Source organism: Paenibacillus sp. Soil724D2, assembly GCF_001427935.1.
In the GTDB taxonomy this organism is placed as follows: domain Bacteria; phylum Bacillota; class Bacilli; order Paenibacillales; family NBRC-103111; genus Paenibacillus_E.
This window is the reverse complement of the sequence record NZ_LMRY01000034.1, coordinates 118014-139362: the sequence shown is the minus strand read 5'-3', so window position 1 is coordinate 139362 and position 21349 is coordinate 118014. Positions and strand designations below refer to the sequence as shown.

Below are 21349 nucleotides of genomic sequence, written 5' to 3'. Positions count from 1 at the left end.
AAGATGATTAAAGTGGAGCACCTTTCCCAAAGCTTTCGGGAACAACAAGTGCTGGAGAACATCAGCTTTGAGATCAAGCAGGGTGAATTTTTTGGCATTATTGGGCCAAACGGCAGCGGTAAGTCGACGCTACTCCGTCTAATATCAGGGATTGATCCTGTTAAAAACGGAAGTGTTGACCTCGATGGCCGATTAGTATCTTCTTACTCACGGAAAGAGCTGGCTAGATGGCTTGCTGTCCTCCAGCAGGATGCGCTGCCTCCAGTAGGCTTTACGGTCCGTGAAGTGGTGGAAATGGGCAGATATCCTTTTCAGAATTGGCTTGGCGAGGAGTCGGCTGATGCGGAAGGTTTAATTGATGGAATTGTCCGGAAGCTGCACTTAGAACCGCTGATTGATCGAACAATCGAGCGCCTCAGCGGCGGTGAACGGCAGCGTGTCGCGCTTGCTAAAGTGATGGCGCAGCAGCCACGGCTGCTTATGCTGGATGAACCAACAACGTTCCTGGATATCGGATATCAAGTACAGATGATGGACTACATTAAGGAATGGCAGAGAGAATCCGAGTTGACGGTTGTGGCTGTCCTGCATGACTTGAATTTGGCTGCGCAGTACTGCACGCGATTAATGGTTGTACATAATGGCGAGCTTGCAGCGATAGGAACACCTGATGAAATCATTACCAGCAGATTAATCAGCGAAGTGTATGGAACTGAACCGATTGTCCTGCAGCACCCCGTTAACGATGCGCCGCAAATTTTATTACAGCCAGGAAAATAGTTGAGCTATCGGAGGACACAGTCATGGATAAGTTGCAAGCGATTATAGATAGCATTAAGCCTGTTCATCAAGATGTGGTGAACCAAGCGGATGAGCATTTGAATCAATTGACGAAACCGCAGGGAAGTCTAGGGAAACTGGAAGATATTGCGCGTCAGGTTGCTGGAATTACGGGCGAAGTGATGCCGATTTTTAAGAAAAAAGCGGTCATCGTAATGGCCGGAGATCACGGCGTATGTGAAGAAGGGATTAGTGCATATCCGGCGGAAGTAACGCCTCAAATGGTGCTTAATTTCCTATATGGCGGGGCTGCTGTCAACGTTCTTGCCAGACATGCCGGTGCTGAAGTTGTCTGTGTCGATATGGGGGTTAATGCTGATCTGGAGCATCCTAATCTCATCTCTCGTAAAGTAAGAAAAGGGACACGTAATATGGCGCGTGAAGCGGCATTAACGTTGGATGAGACTGTGCAGGCAATACAAGCTGGTGTGGAAGTTGTAGATGAGTTGGTGGAAAAGGGCTATCGACTCTTTGCTATGGGAGAGATGGGGATTGGCAATACAACGGCCAGCGCAGCGATTCTGTGCGCTTTGACGGGCTTGGATGCCAGCGTTGCTGTTGGCCGAGGAACGGGCATTGATGATGAAAGGTGGCTCCATAAGCAATCGGTTGTGAATAAGGCGCTGGATGTGAATGAGCTTCGTGTAGGTGAGGTGAATAGATCAAGCGCTGAGTATGCGCTCGACGTGTTGATGAAGGTCGGGGGACTAGAGATCGCCGGACTTGTTGGCGTGATTCTGGGCGCAGCGAAGAATCGCTGTCCGGTGGTCGTCGACGGCTTCATCTCGTCGGCAGCTGCACTTGCGGCGAGCCGATTAGCACCGCTAAGCGCGTCCTATATGCTCGCCTCGCACTTATCGCAGGAGCAGGGACATGCGAAGCTGCTCGAAGCGGTTGGCCTCGCAGCAATGCTGCAGATGGATATGCGCCTGGGCGAAGGAACGGGCGCGGTGCTTGCCTTTAACTTGATCGATGCCGCAGGTAAGATCATGAAGGAAATGGCGACATTCGAAAGCGCAGGCGTGTCGCGGGGTTAGCCTCTTGGCGATATGCCGGTAAAAGGCAAGCTTACGCAGTAAGCATTGATAAGGAGGCGAAGGCGCCATGGCAGTTTTGGTTACGGGCGGCGCGCGCAGCGGCAAGAGTTCTTTCGCGGAGAAGCTCGCCATGCATGGCAGCGAACGAGGGGTTTATATTGCGACTTCCCACATCTATGATGAGGAAATGAAGGAGCGGGTTGAGCTGCATCAGCAGATGAGGCTTGCCTCGGGGTATCCATGGGATACCCGGGAGGAGCCTTTCCAGCTGCGGGATCTGCTGCTCCATATGCAGGAGAGCGGAGAGGATGCTGTGGTCTTGGTCGACTGTTTGACACTCTGGCTGTCCAACTGGTTGCTCCATCATGAGGGAGAAGCAGATGCTTCTGTTCGAGTTATGAAACGCATAGATGAGCTCGTAGAAGCAGTGTCCTCCTACCGTGGACACCTCATCTTGGTTACGAATGAAGTAGGCGACGGCATTGTGCCGGAATATCCGCTTGGCCGCAGTTTTCGAGACCTGGCAGGACGAATGAATCAACGCTTAGCTGAGGTATGTGAGCAGGTATTCCTTGTCACGGTTGGCATACCCATGGAGCTAAAAAGCAGAGCCTATCGACTGGAATGAATAAGTCTTAAGGTATAGAACGGTGATCAATATGTGGATATATTCTTGGCAGGAAATCGTTAGTATGACAGCTGCTGCCATTGCGTTGGACTGGCTGATTGGTGATCCGAAGTGGCCGACACACCCGGTTATTCTCATCGGGCGCTTCATTCGCTGGATAGAAAGCAAGTTACACAAAGGAAACGAGACGTCAGTTATATCGTCTGGATGGGTGCGGACGAAGGGTTTCATGCTTACTGTTTCTACTGTATTGCTTAGCTTTTGCGTGATGCTGCTGCTTATTCTTGCTGCTCGCTCGATCCATGAGTGGCTCGGATACTTGGTCTCTACGTGGTTCATTTCCACAACGATAGCTATTAAAGGATTAAAAGATGCTGCTTATCTAGTTTACCATCCGCTGCGTACAGGGAATCTCGCAGATGCTCGCAAGTACACGGGCTACATCGTAGGCCGCGATACGGATAAGCTCGGCGAGGAAGAGCTGACGCGCGCGGTCGTGGAGACCGTGGCGGAGAATATCGTCGACGCGGTCATCGCGCCCTTGTTCTATGCGCTGATCGGCGGATCACCGCTCGCTATGCTGTACCGGGCATCGAATACACTGGATTCGATGGTCGGCTACCGAAATGACAGATACCGTCATTTCGGCTGGGCGTCGGCCCGCTGGGACGACGTTATGAACTGGATCCCGGCTCGGCTGACCGGCCTCCTGTTAATCCTCGTCGCCCTGCTGCAGCCGGGCCTCTCGGCGAAGCGCGCAGCGGCAGCGATTCGCCGCTTCGCGCACCTGCACCCCAGCCCGAATAGCGGAATTCCGGAGTCGGCGGTAGCCGGGGCACTCGGAATTGAGCTTGGCGGGCTGAACGTCTATGGCGGCGCTGCGAGTGAGCGCGCCCGCCTGGGCTGGCCGCTGCGGGAGCTAGCGCAGCAGGATATTGTCTACGCCGTGAGGATGCTTTACGGCGTCAGCTTTGTAGTGATGGGAGGATTGCTGTGCATACTACTCGTACTGTTTTACTAGACTGGCTGCGTGCTTGCATAGCAGCCTTTCAGTTTTTAACCCGTTTGCCGATTCCTGTGCAAATTGACTATACAGACCGAGTGTTCCAAAGAAGCGTGATATTCTATCCGCTAGCGGGATTCGTCATCGGTCTTCTTTTACTCCTTGCAGGCGAGGGGTTAAGCCTCGTCCTGCCTGCGATGCCCGCAGCCGTTCTGCTGCTGGGGTTCTGGGTTGTTTTAACAGGAGGCCTTCATCTAGACGGGCTAATGGATACCGCTGATGGTATTCTTAGTCACAGACCCCGTGAACAGATGCTAGAAATCATGAAAGACAGTCGCGTAGGCGCCATGGGTGTCATCGTTTGTGTTCTCCATCTGCTCCTCAAATTTTCGTTTCTTTATACCTTGCTGAGTACTGGTGGAATGGACGGTGTGTACTTCTTACTTGCCATTGTTCCTATCTGGAGTCGTTGGTTTATGGTTGCAGCTATTCAAGGTTGGCCCTACGCCCGGCGAGACTCAGGATTAGGGAGTTTTTTTCGCGGAGTTACCAAATGGCATGTGACATTGTCTGGATTAGTAGCCCTCTTTGCCACTACTCTTTTAGTAATTATATTTTCCGCATGGCTAGCTGAGAATAGCGTTACATCTTTTTCCATCATTAATGGTTTAACTATCATTTTTAGCTTTGCTATAGGCACAAATTTAACAGGTTATCTTTTGGCCACATATATAAGCCGTAAATTAGGCGGTTTAACCGGAGATACATATGGTGCTTTGAATGAACTCCTCGAGACATTACTTTTATTGGGCATTACCATTTTCGCGGCTTCCCACATGTAGGTTTGTAACATCCCGAACAAGGGAGTTGCCTTTGGAATTGGGATTGAAGATAGGCCCGATTGGTTGAGTCTCTATGAGCCCGTGCATATGAAATCAATAAGGCTGAACATCTCCAATGGAGATTTTAGGGTGACGGATTTCGATTATTGACTCGATCAGCGGCTTTGTGAGGGTAGATGGCTATTGTAGTTACAAGAGTTGTAATTTCTACAACAATTCACACTTCTGAAGGCTATTTTGCATGTTGAAGTTGCAGTTAGTACAACATTTCGAACTCATTTATTACGAAATTGCCTGAATAGGGCCAAATTGTTGTACAACATGCAACAATGAAGGGAAAATGGCGCGATCTAGGCAGTAATTGTTGCACTTTTTACAACATCATTCAACAGAGCATAGGGTTCATTTTTTCACCGATTAAGACACCTCCATGAAGAACCAGATTGGACGAACGAATCGACGGTCACGAAAATACAAACTATGTTTCATCCTAACTCATATCAAAAAGAAGGAGTGAATATCATGCTAGAACGCTATGGGCATGGAGGCGATCTCTGGACGGCAGAAGAAGCCTTTGGCCGTCCGAAGGAGCAATTCTTGGATTTCAGCTCGAATATGAATCCGTTAGGTCCTCCTTCGGTTGTTAAACATATTCTCAGAGACGGGTTGCGCGATATGGTCAAATATCCCGACCCCGCTGTGCGTGAGCTGAGAAACAAGCTTTCGTTGAAATATGATATAGGGGTGGAAAGCATTCTCGTTGGAAACGGGGCAGCGGAGCTGATCGATCTGACTGCGCGAGTGTTAAAGCCTTCTGTTACCGGATTAGCGAGGCCTTCTTTTAGTGAATACGAGGAAGCGGTTCATAAATCAGGTGGCGGAATTTACAACGTCCCTCTATCGCAAATGTACAATTTTGAATTGCAGCAGGAAGAAATCGAAGCCGCCACTTCAGCTGTGGACTTGTTCTTTCTAGGGCATCCGAATAATCCAACAGGGAAGCTAGTCCCTCGTCAGATGTTGGATATGCTTATGCAGAGTAACCGAAGGTTGGTGCTCGATGAGGCATTCATGGATTTTGTACCGAATGAGCAGGAACATTCTTTACTCAAGCTCGCTTCCACAAGTCAGCAGCTTGTCGTCATCCGTTCGATGACGAAATTTTATTCCATCCCGGGTATACGCTTAGGCTTTATGGTGGCTCACCCCGATAGGATTCGGCAAATTCAACATCTGCAGGTGCAGTGGAGCGTAAACTATTTAGCTCAGCGCATTGGAACAGCCGTGCTTGATGATGTGGATTTTGAGCTGTCCAGCTGGCAGTGGTTGAAGGAAGAGAAGCCATGGCTCACCCAGCAGCTCGAGCAATTGGGTCTTGAGGTTGTGCCTAGTGATGTGAATTTTTTGCTTTTTTCATTTCCTGAGCGGATGGGTATCGATGTGAAGATGGCCCAGAAGCATTTGGGGCATCAAGGGATATTAATCCGAGATGCTTCCCTTTTTGAAGGTCTCGATAAACGCTATTGCCGGGTTGCGATACGCCTACGCGAAGACAACCAACGCTTAATAGCTGGCTTGCATCACATGATGGCAGAATTAACGCAGAACCGGGGGTAAGCTGATGACGAATAAGACTGTGCAAGCTGCAACACTGATGGTCCAAGGCACAGCTTCCGACGTGGGTAAAAGCATTCTAACGGCAGCACTGTGCCGTATTCTAGTTCAAGACGGCTGGCAGACGGCGCCATTCAAGTCGCAAAATATGTCCCTTAATTCTTATGTTACTTTTGATGGCAAAGAGATTGGCCGAGCACAAGGGGTGCAGGCGGATGCCTGCCGTATTTTAGCTACAACGGATATGAATCCGATCCTGCTTAAGCCGAAGCAAGACATGGTAGCTCAGGTCGTTGTTCACGGGAAGCCATACTCTGATCTAGATGCAAGGACTTATAGAGAGACCTATTTGCCGCAGGCTGAAGTGATTGTGAAGGAAGCTTTAATCCGACTGCGCAGTCAATATGATGTAGTGGTGCTTGAGGGGGCGGGAAGTCCAGCTGAGGTTAATCTGAAGGATCGTGATATTGTAAATATGCGCTTGGCGGGTTGGGCGGACGCTCCTGTGCTTCTTGTTGCTGATATTGATCGTGGAGGCGTATTTGCATCCATCGTAGGCACTTTGGAGATCTTGACGCCGGAGGAAAGAGACCGGGTTAAAGGCTTTATTATTAATAAGTTTCGTGGAGATGTTAGTCTGCTGAAACCGGGCTTAGATTGGCTAGAAGAGAGGACGGGGAAGCCAGTTCTTGGGGTCATTCCTTATCTGCCTCAGTTAGGCATTGAGGATGAGGACTCAGCTTCACTGGATTCCAAGCGCATGCAGAGTAAGCGGAATGAGAGTTCTCAAGGGAAATTGGCAGATCAGCTGGATATCGCGGTCATTCGCTTGCCACGTCTCTCTAATTTTACGGATTTCGATCCTCTGCAAGAGGAGAAAGATGTCCATTTCCGCTATATTACCCACCTATCCGAATGGGGGGAACCGGATGTCGTTTTGCTCCCAGGCAGCAAGAATACCATGGACGATTTAAGGTATTTGAACGAATCTGGTCTGGGAGAGCGTGTGAAGATGTTCGCGCAAAAAGAGAATGGTTGGGTCGCCGGTATTTGTGCAGGCTATCAGATGTTGGGCGCCAAGCTGCTTGATCCAAACGGCTACGAATCAGATCATCCTGAGCTGGAGGGACTAGGGCTTTTACCAACGGAGACTGTATTTACTTCCGATAAACGGACGGTTCAAGTTCAGGGAAGCAGCACACTTTTTGCTGAAAATAACTCTGAGATTGTCATTGATGGCTATGAAATCCACATGGGACGGACACGTTATTTGCAAGATATAGCAACACCTTTCCAGATTAAGGCTTTTACCAACCTCGATGATGAAAGCATTGATAACGTTCTGCACGGAGACGGGGCAGCTGCGGATCATGGACGTGTTTGGGGGACGTATTTACATGGGATTTTGCATAATGATGACTTCCGCAGAGCCTGGTTAAATCGTATTCGCAAGCATAAAGGATTATCCCTAATCGAGGGTGGTCTTCGTTTTAAGGAACGCCGAGAAGCTGCTTTCGATAGATTAGCTGACCACGTTAGATGTCACTTGGATATGAACCGTGTTTATGAGATGATGGATATATCAAAGCCTTGAAAAAGGGAGGATGCTTGAAAATGAAAATTTATACTCGAACTGGAGATGCGGGGCAAACTGGCGTAATCGGTGGTCGTGTGGATAAAGACGATGATCGTGTTGAGGCTTATGGCACAACGGATGAACTGAATTGTTATGTAGGTCAGGCGATGAGCTTTATGGATCCTGAGAAGTACCCTGATTTACTCCCAGATTTGCTGCAGGTGCAGCATGAATTGTTTGATTGCGGTTCGGATCTTGCCCTCTTGAAGCAAGAGCTGCGCCCATATAAAGTAACGGCAGAAATGGTTGATATGCTTGAGACTTGGATTGATAAATACGATGCCGAAACACCGGATATTACACGATTCATTTTGCCGGGCGGAGGTACCGTTTCATCGACACTTCATGTTTGCCGTACCGTATGCCGTAGAGCAGAACGCCGGGTGGTAACACTAGCGCGAACACAGGCAATTAATCCAGAAGTGCGCAGATACTTGAACCGACTGTCCGATTTGTTCTTCACTATTGCCCGGACTGCGAATCACCGTGAAGGTATTACCGATGTGGAGTATGTACGCAGCGCTGAGGTGTTTAGACGTAAATCATGAGTTATTATGAACCGTTAGTATACATTGTACCTCCGGAGGAAGAAGGCTTTATACTCAAGACGGTGCTCCAAAAAAGATTGATGGTCTCCCGCAAATTGCTATCCCGCATTAAACTAACCGAGCAAGGCATAACGGTGAATGGGGTTAGACAATACATCAACATTAAGGTGAAGGCAGGCGATCGTGTAGAGATTCGTATGGAAGAGGAGCAATCCGAGGATATTTTGCCTCAGGATCTTCCTCTGCACATTCTGCATGAAGATGAGCATCTGTTGATATTAGCCAAGGATGCCGGTATCATCGTACATCCGACGCATGGGCATTATTTGAACACAATCGCCAACGGCGTCGTGTATCACTGGCAGCAAGCGGGCATTACGTGCCGTTTCCGCCCCGTGCATAGACTTGACCAAGAAACGTCAGGTGTACTGGCAATTGCAAAGACGCCTTATGTGCATCAGCAAATATCGGAGCAGATGATTCAACATCAGGTGAAAAAAGAATACCTGGCCTTTGTATGGGGCGTAGTCACAGCGAAAAGCGGAACGATCAATGAACCCATTGATCGCGATCCTGAACAACCGCATGTTCGTATCGTGACCGCTGACGGATATTCGGCAGTAACTCATTATGAGGTCGTGGAACAATTCGCGCATGCTGCTTTAGTACGCATATGGCTTGAAACCGGACGGACACATCAAATTCGTGTGCATATGCGCCATTTGGGACATCCGCTGCTTGGAGATAAAATGTACACACTTCCAGAGTTTGAGCAAAGTTTATCAGCAGTTGAAGCAAGTAGAAGACTGGGTCGCCAAGCTCTGCACGCGTATAAACTGGGCTTTGTGCATCCAGGCACAAGGGAATGGACGGAGTTTCATGCTCCTCTGCCTGCGGATTTAACTGTTTTGCAAGCATGGCTGGAGGAAAGTAACTAAATAAACAGAAACCATCCCTTTTGAGGATGGTTTTTCTTTGTTATAACTTGACTTTCCTTATCAATTAGATCAGAATTTTAAGTAGTCCGTTTCATTTCATCTTAGACTTAAAGGAGCTTTAAACATCATGGGAGTAAAAATATTTTGTTACGATAAATGCGGGACATGCCGTAGTGCTGTAAAGTGGTTGAAAGAGCATCATGTAGATATCACAGAAAGTGTTCCTTTATTCGAAAAGCCGCCCTCTGCCAAGGAATTGGCAAAGCTGCTTAGTGATAGCGGTCTGGAAATCAAAAAGTTTTTTAATACTTCCGGAGAAGTATATAAGGAGATGAGCCTGAAAGACAAGCTTCCCAGCATGTCGCAAGAGCAAATGCTCGAATTGCTCGCCTCGAACGGCAGGTTGATTAAGCGTCCAATCGTAACCGATGGCCATAAAGTTACAGTGGGCTTCAAGGAAGCAGAGTATGACGAAGTATGGGCGAAGGGGTGATCTTAGGTTGGAAGAGAAGAAGAAACCAGCAGGTAAAAAGTCACCATTAGCCATTGGTGGTTTCATAGCTGTTCTATTATCCCAAGGGAAGCTGCTCTTAGGCTTACTTAAGTTTGGTAAGGCTGGCGGGGCCATCATCTCGATGTTCATTACTATTTGGGCTTATGCCTATCTCGCTCCGCTGCCCTTCGCAATAGGCATTGTTCTGATGATTCTCATACATGAACTCGGTCATGTGTTCGCTGCCAAGATAAAGGGGCTTCCCGTGTCAGCGCCCGTATTTATTCCTTTTCTTGGAGCACTGATTACAATGAAAAAGAATCCTACCGATGCAGCAACAGAAGCCTTTATTGGCATAGGAGGGCCTATTCTTGGGACCTTTGGTGGCGTTGCCGCTTTTGGTTTGGGTGTATATACGGATTCTCCTGTCATTGTTTCGGTTGCCTATGCCGCATTCTATTTAAATTTAATTAATTTACTCCCTATTCATCCTTTAGATGGCGGGCGAATTTCTACAGCAGTAACTCGTTGGTTATGGATTCTAGGTTTAATCGGCGGTTTGGTATTTATTTTCTATATAAATAGCCGTGTAAGTCAACTTATTTTCTTTGTGATTTGGGCCATGTTTGCCTGGGATTTGTATAAAAAATACGTGAAATACAGAAATCGAGAAGAGCTTCTTTCGGTTTCCACACGGTTTGATTTTGGGGCTGATCATTTGCTCCAGCAGGGGTATATCATTCCGGGTGAAAATCACACGCGGGATTTAGAATATACGACTTACTCGGATTTGCAGGGTCCTGGGGAAGGTAGACAAACCATTGTGTTGTATTGGCAGGGGATCGGATTCGAGGGTCATGCTTTATTGCCTCAGCAATCTATTATCAAAAGAGTTCAATTAATCAAAGTGGAACGTATGCAGAAAGAGAATGGGTTTTATTTAGGGTTACAAGTAAAAGTCGATTATTCACCTCTTGGGATTCAGGAGCTTTACTATGAAGTCCCTGCGAAAACCCGTTGGAAATTCGGAATCGCTTATCTTGCGCTCGTTTTGTTTTTGCTTTATATGATAAGACTTGTTCATCAAGTGGGAATTATCGACTAACGCTTTGCAATTCTCGCCCTATTAATTAATGATATGAAGTGAATTCATCATAAAGAGGATAATAGCCATGAAAATTACAGGATCAAAGAGACTTAGTCAGCTAGGATCGGCTATTTTTTCAGAAGTAGCAGATTGGAAGAGAGAGGTTATGAACCAAGGGGTAGACGTCATAGATTTAGGTATAGGAAGTCCTGATCTACCTCCTTCTGATCGAATTATTGAAGCGATTACAGAAGCCGTTCGCAACCCGACGCATTACGGTTATCCAACATCTGAAGGAAGTTTAGCGTTTCGCGAAACGGTAGCCAGATGGTACAGTTATAGATTCGGTGTAGAACTGAGTCCGGAAAGTGAAATATTGACTCTGATGGGTTCACAAGATGGTCTTGCTCACTTAGCGCTTTCACTCTGTGATCCTGGGGACATTGCCATTGTCCCTGATCCAGGTTACCCCATATATTCGGCAAGTCTCGTGCTGGCGGGAGTCGAACCTTACTTGCTGCCGCTGCGCGCAGAACACAACTTTTTACCCCAATTAGAGGACATTCCAGTAGACGTGGCTGCTAAGGCTAAATTCATCCTGCTTAACTATCCAAGTAACCCATTGTCTGCTGTTGCAGATCGCGCTTTCTTTGAGCATTTGATTACTTATGCCAAGAAGCATGACTTGCTTGTCGTACACGATCTTGCCTACTCCGAAATGGCTTTTGACGGCTACCGGCCAATTAGCATTTTGGAGATTGAAGGCGCTAAGGAGGTTGCTGTCGAGTTTCATTCACTGTCAAAAAGTTTTAATATGGCAGGTTGCCGAATCGCTTTCTTAACCGGAAATGCAAGTGCAGTAAAGGCTCTTAAAACACTGAAATCCAATATCGATTACGGTGTATTCAGTGCCATTCAAGCAGCTGGAATTGCAGCATTAGAGGAAGACATGGAGCATAATCACTCCGTTGCCCATGTGTATGAAAGAAGACGAAATGTGTTGATCTCGGCACTAGCGGAAGCGGGTTGGATCATACCGCCACCCAAGGCAACTATGTTTATCTGGGCTCCAATTCCAAAAGGATGGACATCTCGACAAATTTCCCGGGAAATGTTATATCATGCTGGTGTTGTCGTTATTCCTGGAGACGCTTTCGGGGCCGAGGGAGAAGGCTTTGTACGAATCGCATTGGTACAAGAAGAGGGTCGATTACTTGAGGCGGCAAAGCGAATAGGAGATTGGCTTCGTACATTAGAATGAAAATTAGAGATATTGGTAAAAATAGGAGAATGAGAGACATATAGATGTTTAAGTAATGAAATAAAACTTATTTGTTGAAAGGGGTAAGCATATGGATGCCATTTCCTCATTATCGGAGCTTTTAGCTGAGCAGAAGCCTTCATCGTTCGTAGAAATTCCCGGAATTTTGGGGCAAACATTTGGGCAAGCAACAATTGCAGCTACGCTGCCTATGAGCAAACTATTTTCAATCTATGAAGTTGATTTAGAAGTTCAACGTGCGATTATTCCGCGTAATCTTTCTAAACTAATTGATTACGTTAATTTGTATTTAGAAGATCGCCAACCTATTTATTTCCCGGGAATCATATTCTCGGCAAGAGGTGCAGGTCATTATGACGAAGACCAACAAGCGCTTCGATTGCAGCCTATTGAGAAATTGTATGTCGTAGATGGTCAGCATCGTTTGGCCGCTTTCCAACGCATTATGGAGACGTTACAAAGTCAAATGGCTCGTGCCAAGGATCGTCGTGAGTACGACAAGATGGAAGAGATCACGGAAAAGCTGCGCCGTTTGTACGCTTTCCCAATCTCAACTATGACTTATTTGGACATTAATGCTCGTCAAGAGCGCCAGTTGTTCTCTGACATTAATAAGCTTCCGCGTAAGCTTGGCGGCAACCTGGCGGTGCTTCGCGATCAGCGCAGATTCTATCACGTTGCTGCGTCGGAGCTTGCAGCCAAAGCGCCAGCTATGCAGAAGCTGACTGTAGATATGTTCTCTGAACGCGGTAAGTCACCTGAGTATTTGTTCTCCTATCACTTGTTGATCGAAATATTGATTGCTTTGTTTGAAGGCAGAATGAAATCAGCAGCGCGCAATAATGGCTATCAATATGAGGATAAAGAGCTGCAGGATCTTGTATCCTTGGCGGGAACCTATTTCAATGGCTTACTGAATTACTTGCCCGAACCAACGAAGGGTGAAATCGTATGGTCGGAGAATATCCAAATTGCACTAGCCATGTTTATGCATGAAGAAGCTACCAAACCAGGTAAATTTAATCGCTATGCACTTGAGCATGTATTGAAAATACTTCCTCATGTGAATTGGAACAACATTTATGCGGGAGAAGAGAAGGATCGGTTACCGAGACGGACTCGCATTATGAAAGCCTACAACTACATCAAAAACTTTTATCAAGATCAGAATGCATTTCTTATCAGCGATGCCGATTCTTACAATTCCAAGGAGGACGTGAGCTAATGGAAGGATTACGCCTTAAGATGACCATTCATCCTTTTTGCGATAAGTTCGGACTTTCAACTGTAGCTTTACGCGTTCAGGATCTGCTGAATTATACGATGATTGACCCTATGGTGCAGCGTAAGCTGAGCAACATGCAAAGACGCAAAATCTCCACCTATTTGCAGGAGCGGGAGCTCGATCATGTGTTCTTCGGACCTGTTACACTGTCATTGCGTGAAGTGAATCAACTGTCCAAGGGCGAGAAGGAATTCCTTCTGAAGCATGGCTCCAAGCTGTCTATTTTGGACGGTCAGCATCGTATTCTAGCGCTAGGCTATGTGAATGATCAGATGCAAAAGGAAGTTAGACGGTATGAGAAAAAATTAGTTGTGCTAAAGATCAAGCAACGGAAGTTCCCAGAGGATGCTGAAATTAGGCAAGAGGTTGAGGAAACAGAAGGTACAATTAATCAGCTTGAAGGAAGACGTCTAGATTTGATGGAAACACAGCTTGCTGTGCAAATCTATATAGGCTTAACTGAGGAAGAAGAGCAGCAGTTGTTCGGCGACATTAACTCCAAAGTCCAACTGGTGAGCAAAGAGCTTGGTCATTCCTTCGACTCCATTGATCCGTTAAATCTGGTTATTCAACAGGTTGTCGATCATAATGTGTATCTCAAAGCAGCCGGTGTTGAGCGTCGCAACAATTTGACTTCGTTCAATCGTAACTTTACGTGTTTCAGCTGGTTATATGCGACGGCGACGATGCTATTTTCAGGCAGAATGCAGCCATCCTATGAGCTTCAACGTAAAATTCGCCACGATCCATCGACGTATGTGGAAATATTGCACCAATTTTTTAATACGCTCCTGCCGATGATGCCAGAGCAACCAGGCTTGGCGCAGTATACATCTGCAAACCGTGTGATTCAAGAAAGTATTGCGCTGTATGCCAATCGCTTCTTATTCCCGAACGGAGAGTATAACGAGGAATGGACGAACTCTTTGCAGATCCTGGAAGGCTTCGATTGGTCACATGACAATGAGGAATTGATCTACGTATTTGGCGCGTTGGATAACGGTAAGATCAATCTTATCCATGAGAAATCGCTGAAAAAGCATGTGAAGCTTGTTCAATTCTTCCTTGAAGGTACGGATAGCGGAAGTACGGATGAGGATGATGTGGCTTCGTCTGCATCATAAAAACAAAGATAAACAGACAAATGAGAGATTGACCTCATTTGTCTGTTTTTTGTTTAAGGGGCGCGGGGGGGAGACTTATTCCCTGCTTGTTTGCCTAGGAGTTGTACAGCGTACAACAATTCTCTTGATATTTTCTCGGAAAATCGAAGATTTTTGTACAAGAATTAAATGATTTTTCATCCAAATCAGCTCATTTTTGGGGGAGTTGTCGTATTTCCTGCAACATTCTACTCAGATAGAGCTGAGAAGCTTGAATAATGTTGTACTAAAGAAACCGTCGATTCATTCATCCAATCTTGCAGTCATGAAGGTGTCTTAAATCGGGCTCAATCCTCATATATAAGCTCAATTGAGGTTGCTGGATTGAATGAAAGCCTATTCGCGGTTGAATGATGTTGTATAAAGTACAACAATTGCAGTCTAAATCTCACCTTTTTCCCTTCGTTGTTGCATCATGTACAACAATTTGGTCCTATACAGGCCACTTCGCAACAAATGGGTTCAAAATGTTGTACAGAATGCAACTTCAAGTTGCGAAATAGCCTTTGGGCGTGTGAATTGTTGTACAGAATGCAACTTCAAGTTGCGAAATAGCCTTTGGGCGTGTGAATTGTTGTAGATAATACAACATTGGTAACTACTATAGTCTATTTGCCCTCACGATAGCTGAATGATTCTAAAATCGAAATTTTGGTGTTTTGAATACCAGTTGTGAGGAGGCATAATGAATCAATCGACTGTCTCCTAAACACAACATCGCTTGTTACTTTTGTGTATCTTTTGGCATTTTACAATAATTCGATGATTGGATTCGTAGTATACTCCAGTTGATCACCTTCAGATAGTATAGAAATAGCTCCCAGTCACAAGGTGGTCAGAATCCAAGGGTTCCCGCGTGAAACTGTTCCCCTAAAAAGGTTGAAGAATGGACGGAAATAAGCTGACTGTGCCTGTTTACACGACAGTGATTTAAAATTTGAACTGGAAAAAGGCTGTTCCTGATTATCCAAACTTTGTCATAAGAATTTATTAATTTGTGCATGCTATACGTATTCTCGAAAAAATAAAGGAGACAACATGCAAACTCAACAAGAACAACAACAAAACACCATTATGCAGGTACCACCTCAGGTAATTACAACCAAGGACTCTCAGTATTTAAAGGACCAATTATCGTGGGAGCTCTTAGCCATGAAAAAATGCCGTCATTTTGCACAGGAATGCTTGGATTCAGAAATTAGACAATTGATTGATAAGGCCGGTCAAATGCATCAAAAACATTACATGCTCTTATTAAAACACCTGCAAAACAATAATACAGAGGAAATGAAAAAAGTTCCTCAAACACAACAATGAAGGAGGATCGTATATGAATCAGAATCCACAAGTCATCAAAAATCCTAAACCTGCCAGTGAGCCGCAAGTCAAAGGTCCCGAGTTGAATGATCGTGACCGGGTAAACGATATTTTGGCGACGGAAAAATACTTAACGGATAGCTTTAACGTATCTGCCAGAGAAGCAAGTCACACTTCCCTACACCAGGATATTATGACGATTTTGAACGAGACACATCAATGTCAATATGAACTATTTGAAATGATGTTCAGAAAAGGGCACTACAAATTAGAGGCTGAAGAACAAACGAAACTGGATCAAGCCTTTCAACAGTTTTCTAACTATTCAACGCAATTCCCATATCAAGGCACAACCATTCAGTAGATCATATTGTTTCAGTCTTCCCATTTTTGACCATACTGCTTAATGTAGCTACTTAACTAGCAGGAGGGTATCCAAGACCATGTTGGCCGTTCATCAACGTATGGCGGAGTTATGGACATTACGCAGAGCGCGCGAGCTAACACGAGCAGAGCAAGATGAATTACTGCTGTGTATGGAAGCTAACGCGACATATGTATGGAACCGTTTGAAATTGGAAAATTTATCGCTCTGTGCTTCGCTCACCGGAGACTATGATTGGCTGCATGAAATTTGCGAGCGCATTGAAAAGCTTGAACCCAAGCACTGACCTAACCAGTCGGTGCTTTTTTCCTTTTCTGCAAGAGAGTGGACAGGTATAATGGTAGTAGTCTAAATCTAAGGAGATGTGACATGGTAAGCTGGTTCAAGCAATTGTGGGGGGCTCCCCATAAATTCTTTCTTCTGGGTTTACTGCTATTAACCGCGTTATTATTTAGATTATATCTAGCTCCCCTCTGGGTAGGCTATGATACTGACGTACGAACGTTCCTAGCGTGGGCGGATCGCGCCTATTCAGTAGGTTTATCCGGATTGTACACGAACGCCAAAGATTACTTTCTTGATTATCCTCCTGGGTATATGTATGTCCTATACCTCATTGGCTTACTGCACCACAAGCTGTCGATTCCCTGGGAGAGTGCAGGGTCACTGGTCATTCTGAAGCTTCCTGCCATTCTGGCTGACATAGTCACAGCTTACCTCTTATATCTGCTAGCAGTTAGTCGACGAGGTGGGGCACGAACATGGATACAAGCCATTTTAATTGCTGCTTTGTTTGCCTTCAATCCGGCGATTTGGTCGAACTCCGCGATATGGGGACAGGTTGACTCCTTTTTTATGTTATTTATTCTTGCAACTTTGTTACTACAACAGCGGGGGAAGCTCCCACAAGCCGCGGTTTTTATAGCATTAGCTCTTCTTCTTAAGCCACAGGCACTTCTTTTCGGTATTTTTCTACTTATCGACGTTTTACGAAAGCGCAGCATGATGGTATTGTTGTTGAGTGTTCTAAGCGGAGCTGCAACGATGGCCGTGATTTCACTCCCTTTTGCCGTTGGCAGAGGGTATGGCTGGTTGATCGCATTATACTCTGGCACTTTATCTTCTTATCCATACGCCTCCTTGAACGCTTTCAATCTTATGGCACTCTTAGGTGGCAATTTTATCGATTTGAATAGCAGTATCCTGCACATCTCTTACCAATTGATTGGGTGGGTGCTTATGGCGCTATCCATCGTGTATGTTTGCTTTCTATATATTCGCAGCAAAGGACGGCGTGGCGCCTTACTGTATGTGGCTTTCTTATTTATCACGGCTGTTTTCATATGTATGACCAAAATGCACGAGCGCTATTTGCACTATGGGTTATTGCTCGCGCTGACCAGCTTTATTTACATAAAGGATCGCCGGATTCTGGGGCTCTTTATCGGTTTTAGCATCACTCATTTTATAAATATAGCTGATGTACTTTTACGCAGTTTTCATCAGGATTATCACATTCCGAGATATGATCCTTTGATGTTGGTCGTTTCGGCCATCAATGTTATGATGTTTGCCTATGCATGTTTATTGGGATGGAGGCTTTTCGTGGAATCACAAGAAGAACAGAAGGTGGAGGAGCCAGCTCCGCTGCCAACAAAGCAAGAAATTCACACAGAATCCGAACGGTGGAATGCGATTTTCAAATCAAGTAGGGATGAGGTCGAAAGAAGCACAAGGGGACGTTTTTTCACAAAAAAGGATGCGCTTTATCTTGGCGCTTTAGTGTTGGTCTATACGATAATTGCTTTGTTCCATCTAGGTGGGCATAAGGCTCCTACAACGTTCTGGAAGCCAACAATCGCAGGCGAAACGGTCATTGCCGACCTCGGAAGCTCGCATAACATTACGAGAATTAACACTTTTGCAGGTGTTGGTGAAGGGGCTTATTCGTTCTGGTTTTCACAGGACGGTACGCAGTGGCAGGATCAAATATCAGTGAAATCCGACCACACCAAGGTATTCACTTGGAACACAGTTGAGCCTAAGAAAGATGCGCGTTACGTTAAAATGGTCATGGATGCGCAGGAAGGAGCGGCGCTTCATCTTCATGAAATTGGTATTTTTGGAGATGGCAACACGGCTATTTTGCCAATTACTAAGGTTTCGGAACAAGATGTCAACGCGGCTGATGAAGGTAAGACAGCTAATTTGTTCGATGAACCTGCGACAGTACCTTATACGCCTACATATATGAATGGGTCGTACTTTGATGAGATCTACCATGCAAGAACCGCTTATGAGCATCTTCATCAAATAGAGCCGTATGAAAGCACGCATCCACCGCTTGGTAAAGTACTAATGTCTATTGGCATTTATGTGTTTGGATTGAATCCGTTTGGCTGGAGAATCATCGGAACACTGTTCGGCGTCGGCATGATTCCTATTATGTACGTGTTCGCTAAGCGAATGTTTGGCCGTTCGGAATATGCCTTTATCGCTGCTTTCCTGCTTACCTTTGATTTTATGCACTTTGCGCAGACGCGAATCGCGACGATAGATGTTTACGGCGTATTCTTCATCATGCTGATGTTCTATTTCATGTATCGCTACACAACGCTTAGCTTTTACAGAGAAAAGCTTTGGACCACGTTAATTCCCTTAGGACTATCAGGTCTTTTCTTCGGAATTGGAGCTGCATCCAAGTGGATCGTTATCTATGGCGGTGCAGGTCTTGCCGTGCTGCTGCTTTTGTCTTTATTAGAGCGGTTCGGGGAATATCGATTCGCACGAAGTTTGCTGCTCGAGGCGGAGAATGAATCTCCACTTACAGAACCGGAGCGCAGCCGGCTGCAGCTTGTGCAGAAGCTTTTCATACGAAACACGTTGTTTACTTTACTCTGGTGCATACTCACATTTGTCATCATTCCTCTAGGTGTTTATACGTTATCCTATATTCCGTTCATGATGGTTCCCGGACCGGGGCACAATCTGAAGGATGTGGTCACCTACCAGGTGCATATGTACAAATATCATAAAGATTTAGTCGCGACGCATCCTTTCTCTTCCCCTTGGTGGGAGTGGCCGATGATGCTCCGTCCGATATGGTATTATCAAGCTAAGCTCATGCCGCAGGGCATGCTTTCGAGCATCGTCTCGTTCGGGAATCCATTAGTATGGTGGCCGGGCTTCATTGCCGTTATCCTTTCGTTTTATGTAGCAGTTACACGTAAAGATAAGCTGCTGCGTATGCTGCTAATCGCATACTGCTCGCAGTATTTACCATGGATCTTAGTGCCAAGGCTCACATTTATTTATCACTATTTCGCGATGGTGCCATTCCTTGTACTGATCTTAACTTATTACATCAAAGAGTATTTAGAAGAAGGACCGCTTTATAAAAGAAGATGGGTTTACGGATATTTAATTGCCGTATTCGTTCTGTTTGTTCTCTTCTATCCGATCCTTTCGGGGATGATCATTCCATCCAAATATTCCTTCTTCCTCCGGTGGCTGCCGGGTTGGAATTTCTTTTAGACAAAAAGTATTGACGTTCCTAAAAGGCAATGGTAATATAAACCCAAGTAAATTACTGTGAATTAAAAAAGTCGACCCATCAACAGGAGACTCCCACTTTGTACAGAGCAAAGGCAGCGGAGTCTTTTTTTCATCCCAAACCTAATGGAGAGTGAATCACATGGCTAAAGTTGTAATTATTTCAGGAAGTCCAACACCTACATCCCGTTTGCATGGCGTTATCGAAGTGGCCAAAAGTGAACTATTGAAAGCGGGCTTGGAAGTGGAATGGATTAAAGTACGCGACATTCCGGCAGAGGATTTGTTATATGCCAAATTTGATAGCGAAGCCATTGTGAAAGCGAACGCGCATGTTGCGGAGGCAGATGCCGTATTCGTTGCTACGCCGGTATATAAAGCCTCTTACACAGGTGTGCTAAAAGCTTTCCTTGACCTTCTCCCGCAAAAAGGCCTCGAGCGCAAAGTCGTGCTTCCGCTAGCCGTTGGAGGGACGATATCTCACTTGCTAGCTATCGATTATGCTTTAAAACCGGTGCTGTCTGCACTAGGTGCTCAGAACATTCTGCAAGGGGTTTACGTGCTCGATAAACAAGTGACGTGGGGCGATCAAGGACAAGCTATATTAGACGATGAAATTGCAGATCGACTGCAAGAATCTGTGACTGAATTTATTCAAGAGATTAAATGGCATACGAGCCGTTAAAAAACAAATAAATCATCGAAAACCGCTTCTGGTACCTTTTACTAGTAGTGGTTTTTTGTGTTCGGACCAACCCTTCCCATGCTATACTAGTCGTAGAACTTATACGTTATGATTTATAGAATAGGAGCGATTATTTTGTCCGAAACATCATCTGAATCTGTGCTGCTTGTCGATGGCATGGCTTTATTATTTCGTGGTTATTACGCCACTTCTTCCAGTGGTTACATTATGAGAACAAGTGCCGGTATGCCGGTTAACGGGGTTTATGGTTTTCTTAAATATTTGCTAGATGCGATTCAGACGTTCAAACCTACACATGTTGTTTGCTGCTGGGATATGGGAAGTAAGACGTTTCGTACGGAGAAATTTGATAATTACAAAGCGAATCGCGGACCTGCTCCGGAAGAGCTGATCCCTCAATTTGATTTAGTGAAGGAAGTAACGGCCAGCTTTAACATACCGAACGTGGGTGTTATCGGATACGAGGCGGATGATTGCATAGGCACATTGGCAAGTACATATAGTCCATCTACGAAGGTGCAGATTCTCACAGGTGATCACGATATGCTGCAGCTTGTAAATGAGAATACGGAAGTTATTATTATGAAAAAAGGTCAATCCAACTATATGGTGTATACGCTGGAAACCTTGATGGAAGAGAAAAGTCTAACACCTGCTCAAATTATCGATCTGAAGGGTTTAACAGGAGATACGGCGGATAACTATCCGGGGGTAAAAGGAATTGGTGAGAAAACTGCGACCAAACTGCTCATGGAGTATCAGGACATCGCCGGGATTTTGGAAAATCTAGCGGCTCTGCCGAAAGGTGTTCGCGCCAAAATTGAGGCGGAGATCGACATGCTGCATTTATCACGCGATTTGGCTACGATTCGTTTGGATGCGCCTGTCGCTTGTGCGCTTGAGGAATGCGGCTGGTCGATGGAGCGGGAAAAGGTCATTAGCAAGTTCGAGGAATTGGAATTCAAGGGCTTGATGAGATTAATTGGATAAAAT

General features: G+C 45.7%; 20 protein-coding genes. All 20 read left to right on the top strand.

Annotated features, from left to right (window positions below):
- The first annotated feature begins 3 nt into the window (after positions 1 to 3).
- The 20 genes from ASG85_RS24815 (at position 4) to ASG85_RS24720 (ending at position 21346) form a co-directional block, all read left to right on the top strand.
- The gene (locus tag ASG85_RS24815) at positions 4 to 780 is read left to right on the top strand and encodes an ABC transporter ATP-binding protein (RefSeq protein ID WP_057304803.1); all 777 of its coding nucleotides are present in this window, start codon (positions 4 to 6) and stop codon (positions 778 to 780) included.
- A gap of 23 nt (positions 781 to 803) precedes the next feature.
- Complete coding sequence (gene cobT, locus ASG85_RS24810) at positions 804 to 1877, top strand: nicotinate-nucleotide--dimethylbenzimidazole phosphoribosyltransferase (RefSeq protein ID WP_060648032.1); 1074 nt, start codon at positions 804 to 806, stop codon at positions 1875 to 1877.
- A gap of 67 nt (positions 1878 to 1944) precedes the next feature.
- Positions 1945 to 2505: a bifunctional adenosylcobinamide kinase/adenosylcobinamide-phosphate guanylyltransferase gene (gene cobU, locus ASG85_RS24805; RefSeq protein WP_060648031.1), complete on the top strand. Its 561-nt coding sequence runs from the start codon at positions 1945 to 1947 to the stop codon at positions 2503 to 2505.
- A 31-nt stretch (positions 2506 to 2536) separates the two neighbouring features.
- Positions 2537 to 3526, top strand: a complete 990-nt coding sequence (gene cbiB / locus ASG85_RS24800; protein ID WP_060648030.1) for an adenosylcobinamide-phosphate synthase CbiB — start codon at positions 2537 to 2539, stop codon at positions 3524 to 3526.
- Positions 3499 to 4350, top strand: a complete 852-nt coding sequence (cobS, locus tag ASG85_RS24795) for an adenosylcobinamide-GDP ribazoletransferase (protein WP_060648029.1) — start codon at positions 3499 to 3501, stop codon at positions 4348 to 4350. Before cbiB ends, cobS begins: the two co-directional genes overlap by 28 nt.
- A gap of 522 nt (positions 4351 to 4872) precedes the next feature.
- Positions 4873 to 5967 (top strand): threonine-phosphate decarboxylase CobD, encoded by a 1095-nt coding sequence (gene cobD, locus ASG85_RS24790; protein WP_060648028.1) that lies wholly within the window; start codon positions 4873 to 4875, stop codon positions 5965 to 5967.
- 4 nt (positions 5968 to 5971) lie between these two features.
- Positions 5972 to 7558, top strand: coding sequence for a cobyric acid synthase (locus ASG85_RS24785; protein WP_060648027.1), 1587 nt, complete (start codon positions 5972 to 5974; stop codon positions 7556 to 7558).
- A 20-nt stretch (positions 7559 to 7578) separates the two neighbouring features.
- A complete protein-coding gene (locus ASG85_RS24780) occupies positions 7579 to 8148 on the top strand; it encodes a cob(I)yrinic acid a,c-diamide adenosyltransferase (protein WP_057304810.1) in 570 nt (189 codons plus the stop codon).
- Complete coding sequence (locus tag ASG85_RS24775) at positions 8145 to 9086, top strand: RluA family pseudouridine synthase (RefSeq protein ID WP_057304811.1); 942 nt, start codon at positions 8145 to 8147, stop codon at positions 9084 to 9086. The genes ASG85_RS24780 and ASG85_RS24775 overlap by 4 nt, the downstream gene beginning before the upstream one ends.
- 127 nt (positions 9087 to 9213) lie before the next feature.
- Positions 9214 to 9579, top strand: a complete 366-nt coding sequence (locus ASG85_RS24770) for an arsenate reductase family protein (protein WP_057304812.1) — start codon at positions 9214 to 9216, stop codon at positions 9577 to 9579.
- 7 nt (positions 9580 to 9586) lie between these two features.
- Positions 9587 to 10684: a site-2 protease family protein gene (locus tag ASG85_RS24765; RefSeq protein ID WP_060648026.1), complete on the top strand. Its 1098-nt coding sequence runs from the start codon at positions 9587 to 9589 to the stop codon at positions 10682 to 10684.
- Positions 10685 to 10751: 67 nt separating this feature from the next.
- On the top strand, positions 10752 to 11927 hold the full coding sequence (locus ASG85_RS24760) for an aminotransferase class I/II-fold pyridoxal phosphate-dependent enzyme (RefSeq protein ID WP_060648025.1): 1176 nt from the start codon (positions 10752 to 10754) through the stop codon (positions 11925 to 11927).
- Positions 11928 to 12018: 91 nt separating this feature from the next.
- Complete coding sequence (locus ASG85_RS24755; protein WP_057304815.1) at positions 12019 to 13173, top strand: DNA sulfur modification protein DndB; 1155 nt, start codon at positions 12019 to 12021, stop codon at positions 13171 to 13173.
- Entirely contained in the window at positions 13173 to 14357 is a 1185-nt protein-coding gene (locus tag ASG85_RS24750; protein ID WP_057304816.1) for a DNA sulfur modification protein DndB, read from the top strand. Before ASG85_RS24755 ends, ASG85_RS24750 begins: the two co-directional genes overlap by 1 nt.
- Before the next feature lie 1077 nt (positions 14358 to 15434).
- Positions 15435 to 15713 (top strand): hypothetical protein, encoded by a 279-nt coding sequence (locus tag ASG85_RS24745; RefSeq protein ID WP_060648024.1) that lies wholly within the window; start codon positions 15435 to 15437, stop codon positions 15711 to 15713.
- Between the two features lie 13 nt (positions 15714 to 15726).
- Complete coding sequence (locus ASG85_RS24740; protein WP_057304818.1) at positions 15727 to 16077, top strand: spore coat protein; 351 nt, start codon at positions 15727 to 15729, stop codon at positions 16075 to 16077.
- Between the two features lie 79 nt (positions 16078 to 16156).
- A complete protein-coding gene (locus ASG85_RS24735; protein WP_029194101.1) occupies positions 16157 to 16384 on the top strand; it encodes a hypothetical protein in 228 nt (75 codons plus the stop codon).
- An 83-nt stretch (positions 16385 to 16467) separates the two neighbouring features.
- The gene (locus ASG85_RS24730) at positions 16468 to 19632 is read left to right on the top strand and encodes a glycosyltransferase family 39 protein (RefSeq protein ID WP_060648023.1); all 3165 of its coding nucleotides are present in this window, start codon (positions 16468 to 16470) and stop codon (positions 19630 to 19632) included.
- Between the two features lie 160 nt (positions 19633 to 19792).
- Positions 19793 to 20335, top strand: a complete 543-nt coding sequence (ssuE, locus tag ASG85_RS24725) for an NADPH-dependent FMN reductase (RefSeq protein ID WP_057304820.1) — start codon at positions 19793 to 19795, stop codon at positions 20333 to 20335.
- 177 nt (positions 20336 to 20512) lie between these two features.
- Positions 20513 to 21346: a 5'-3' exonuclease gene (locus ASG85_RS24720; RefSeq protein ID WP_414858793.1), complete on the top strand. Its 834-nt coding sequence runs from the start codon at positions 20513 to 20515 to the stop codon at positions 21344 to 21346.
- Positions 21347 to 21349 lie beyond the last annotated feature (3 nt).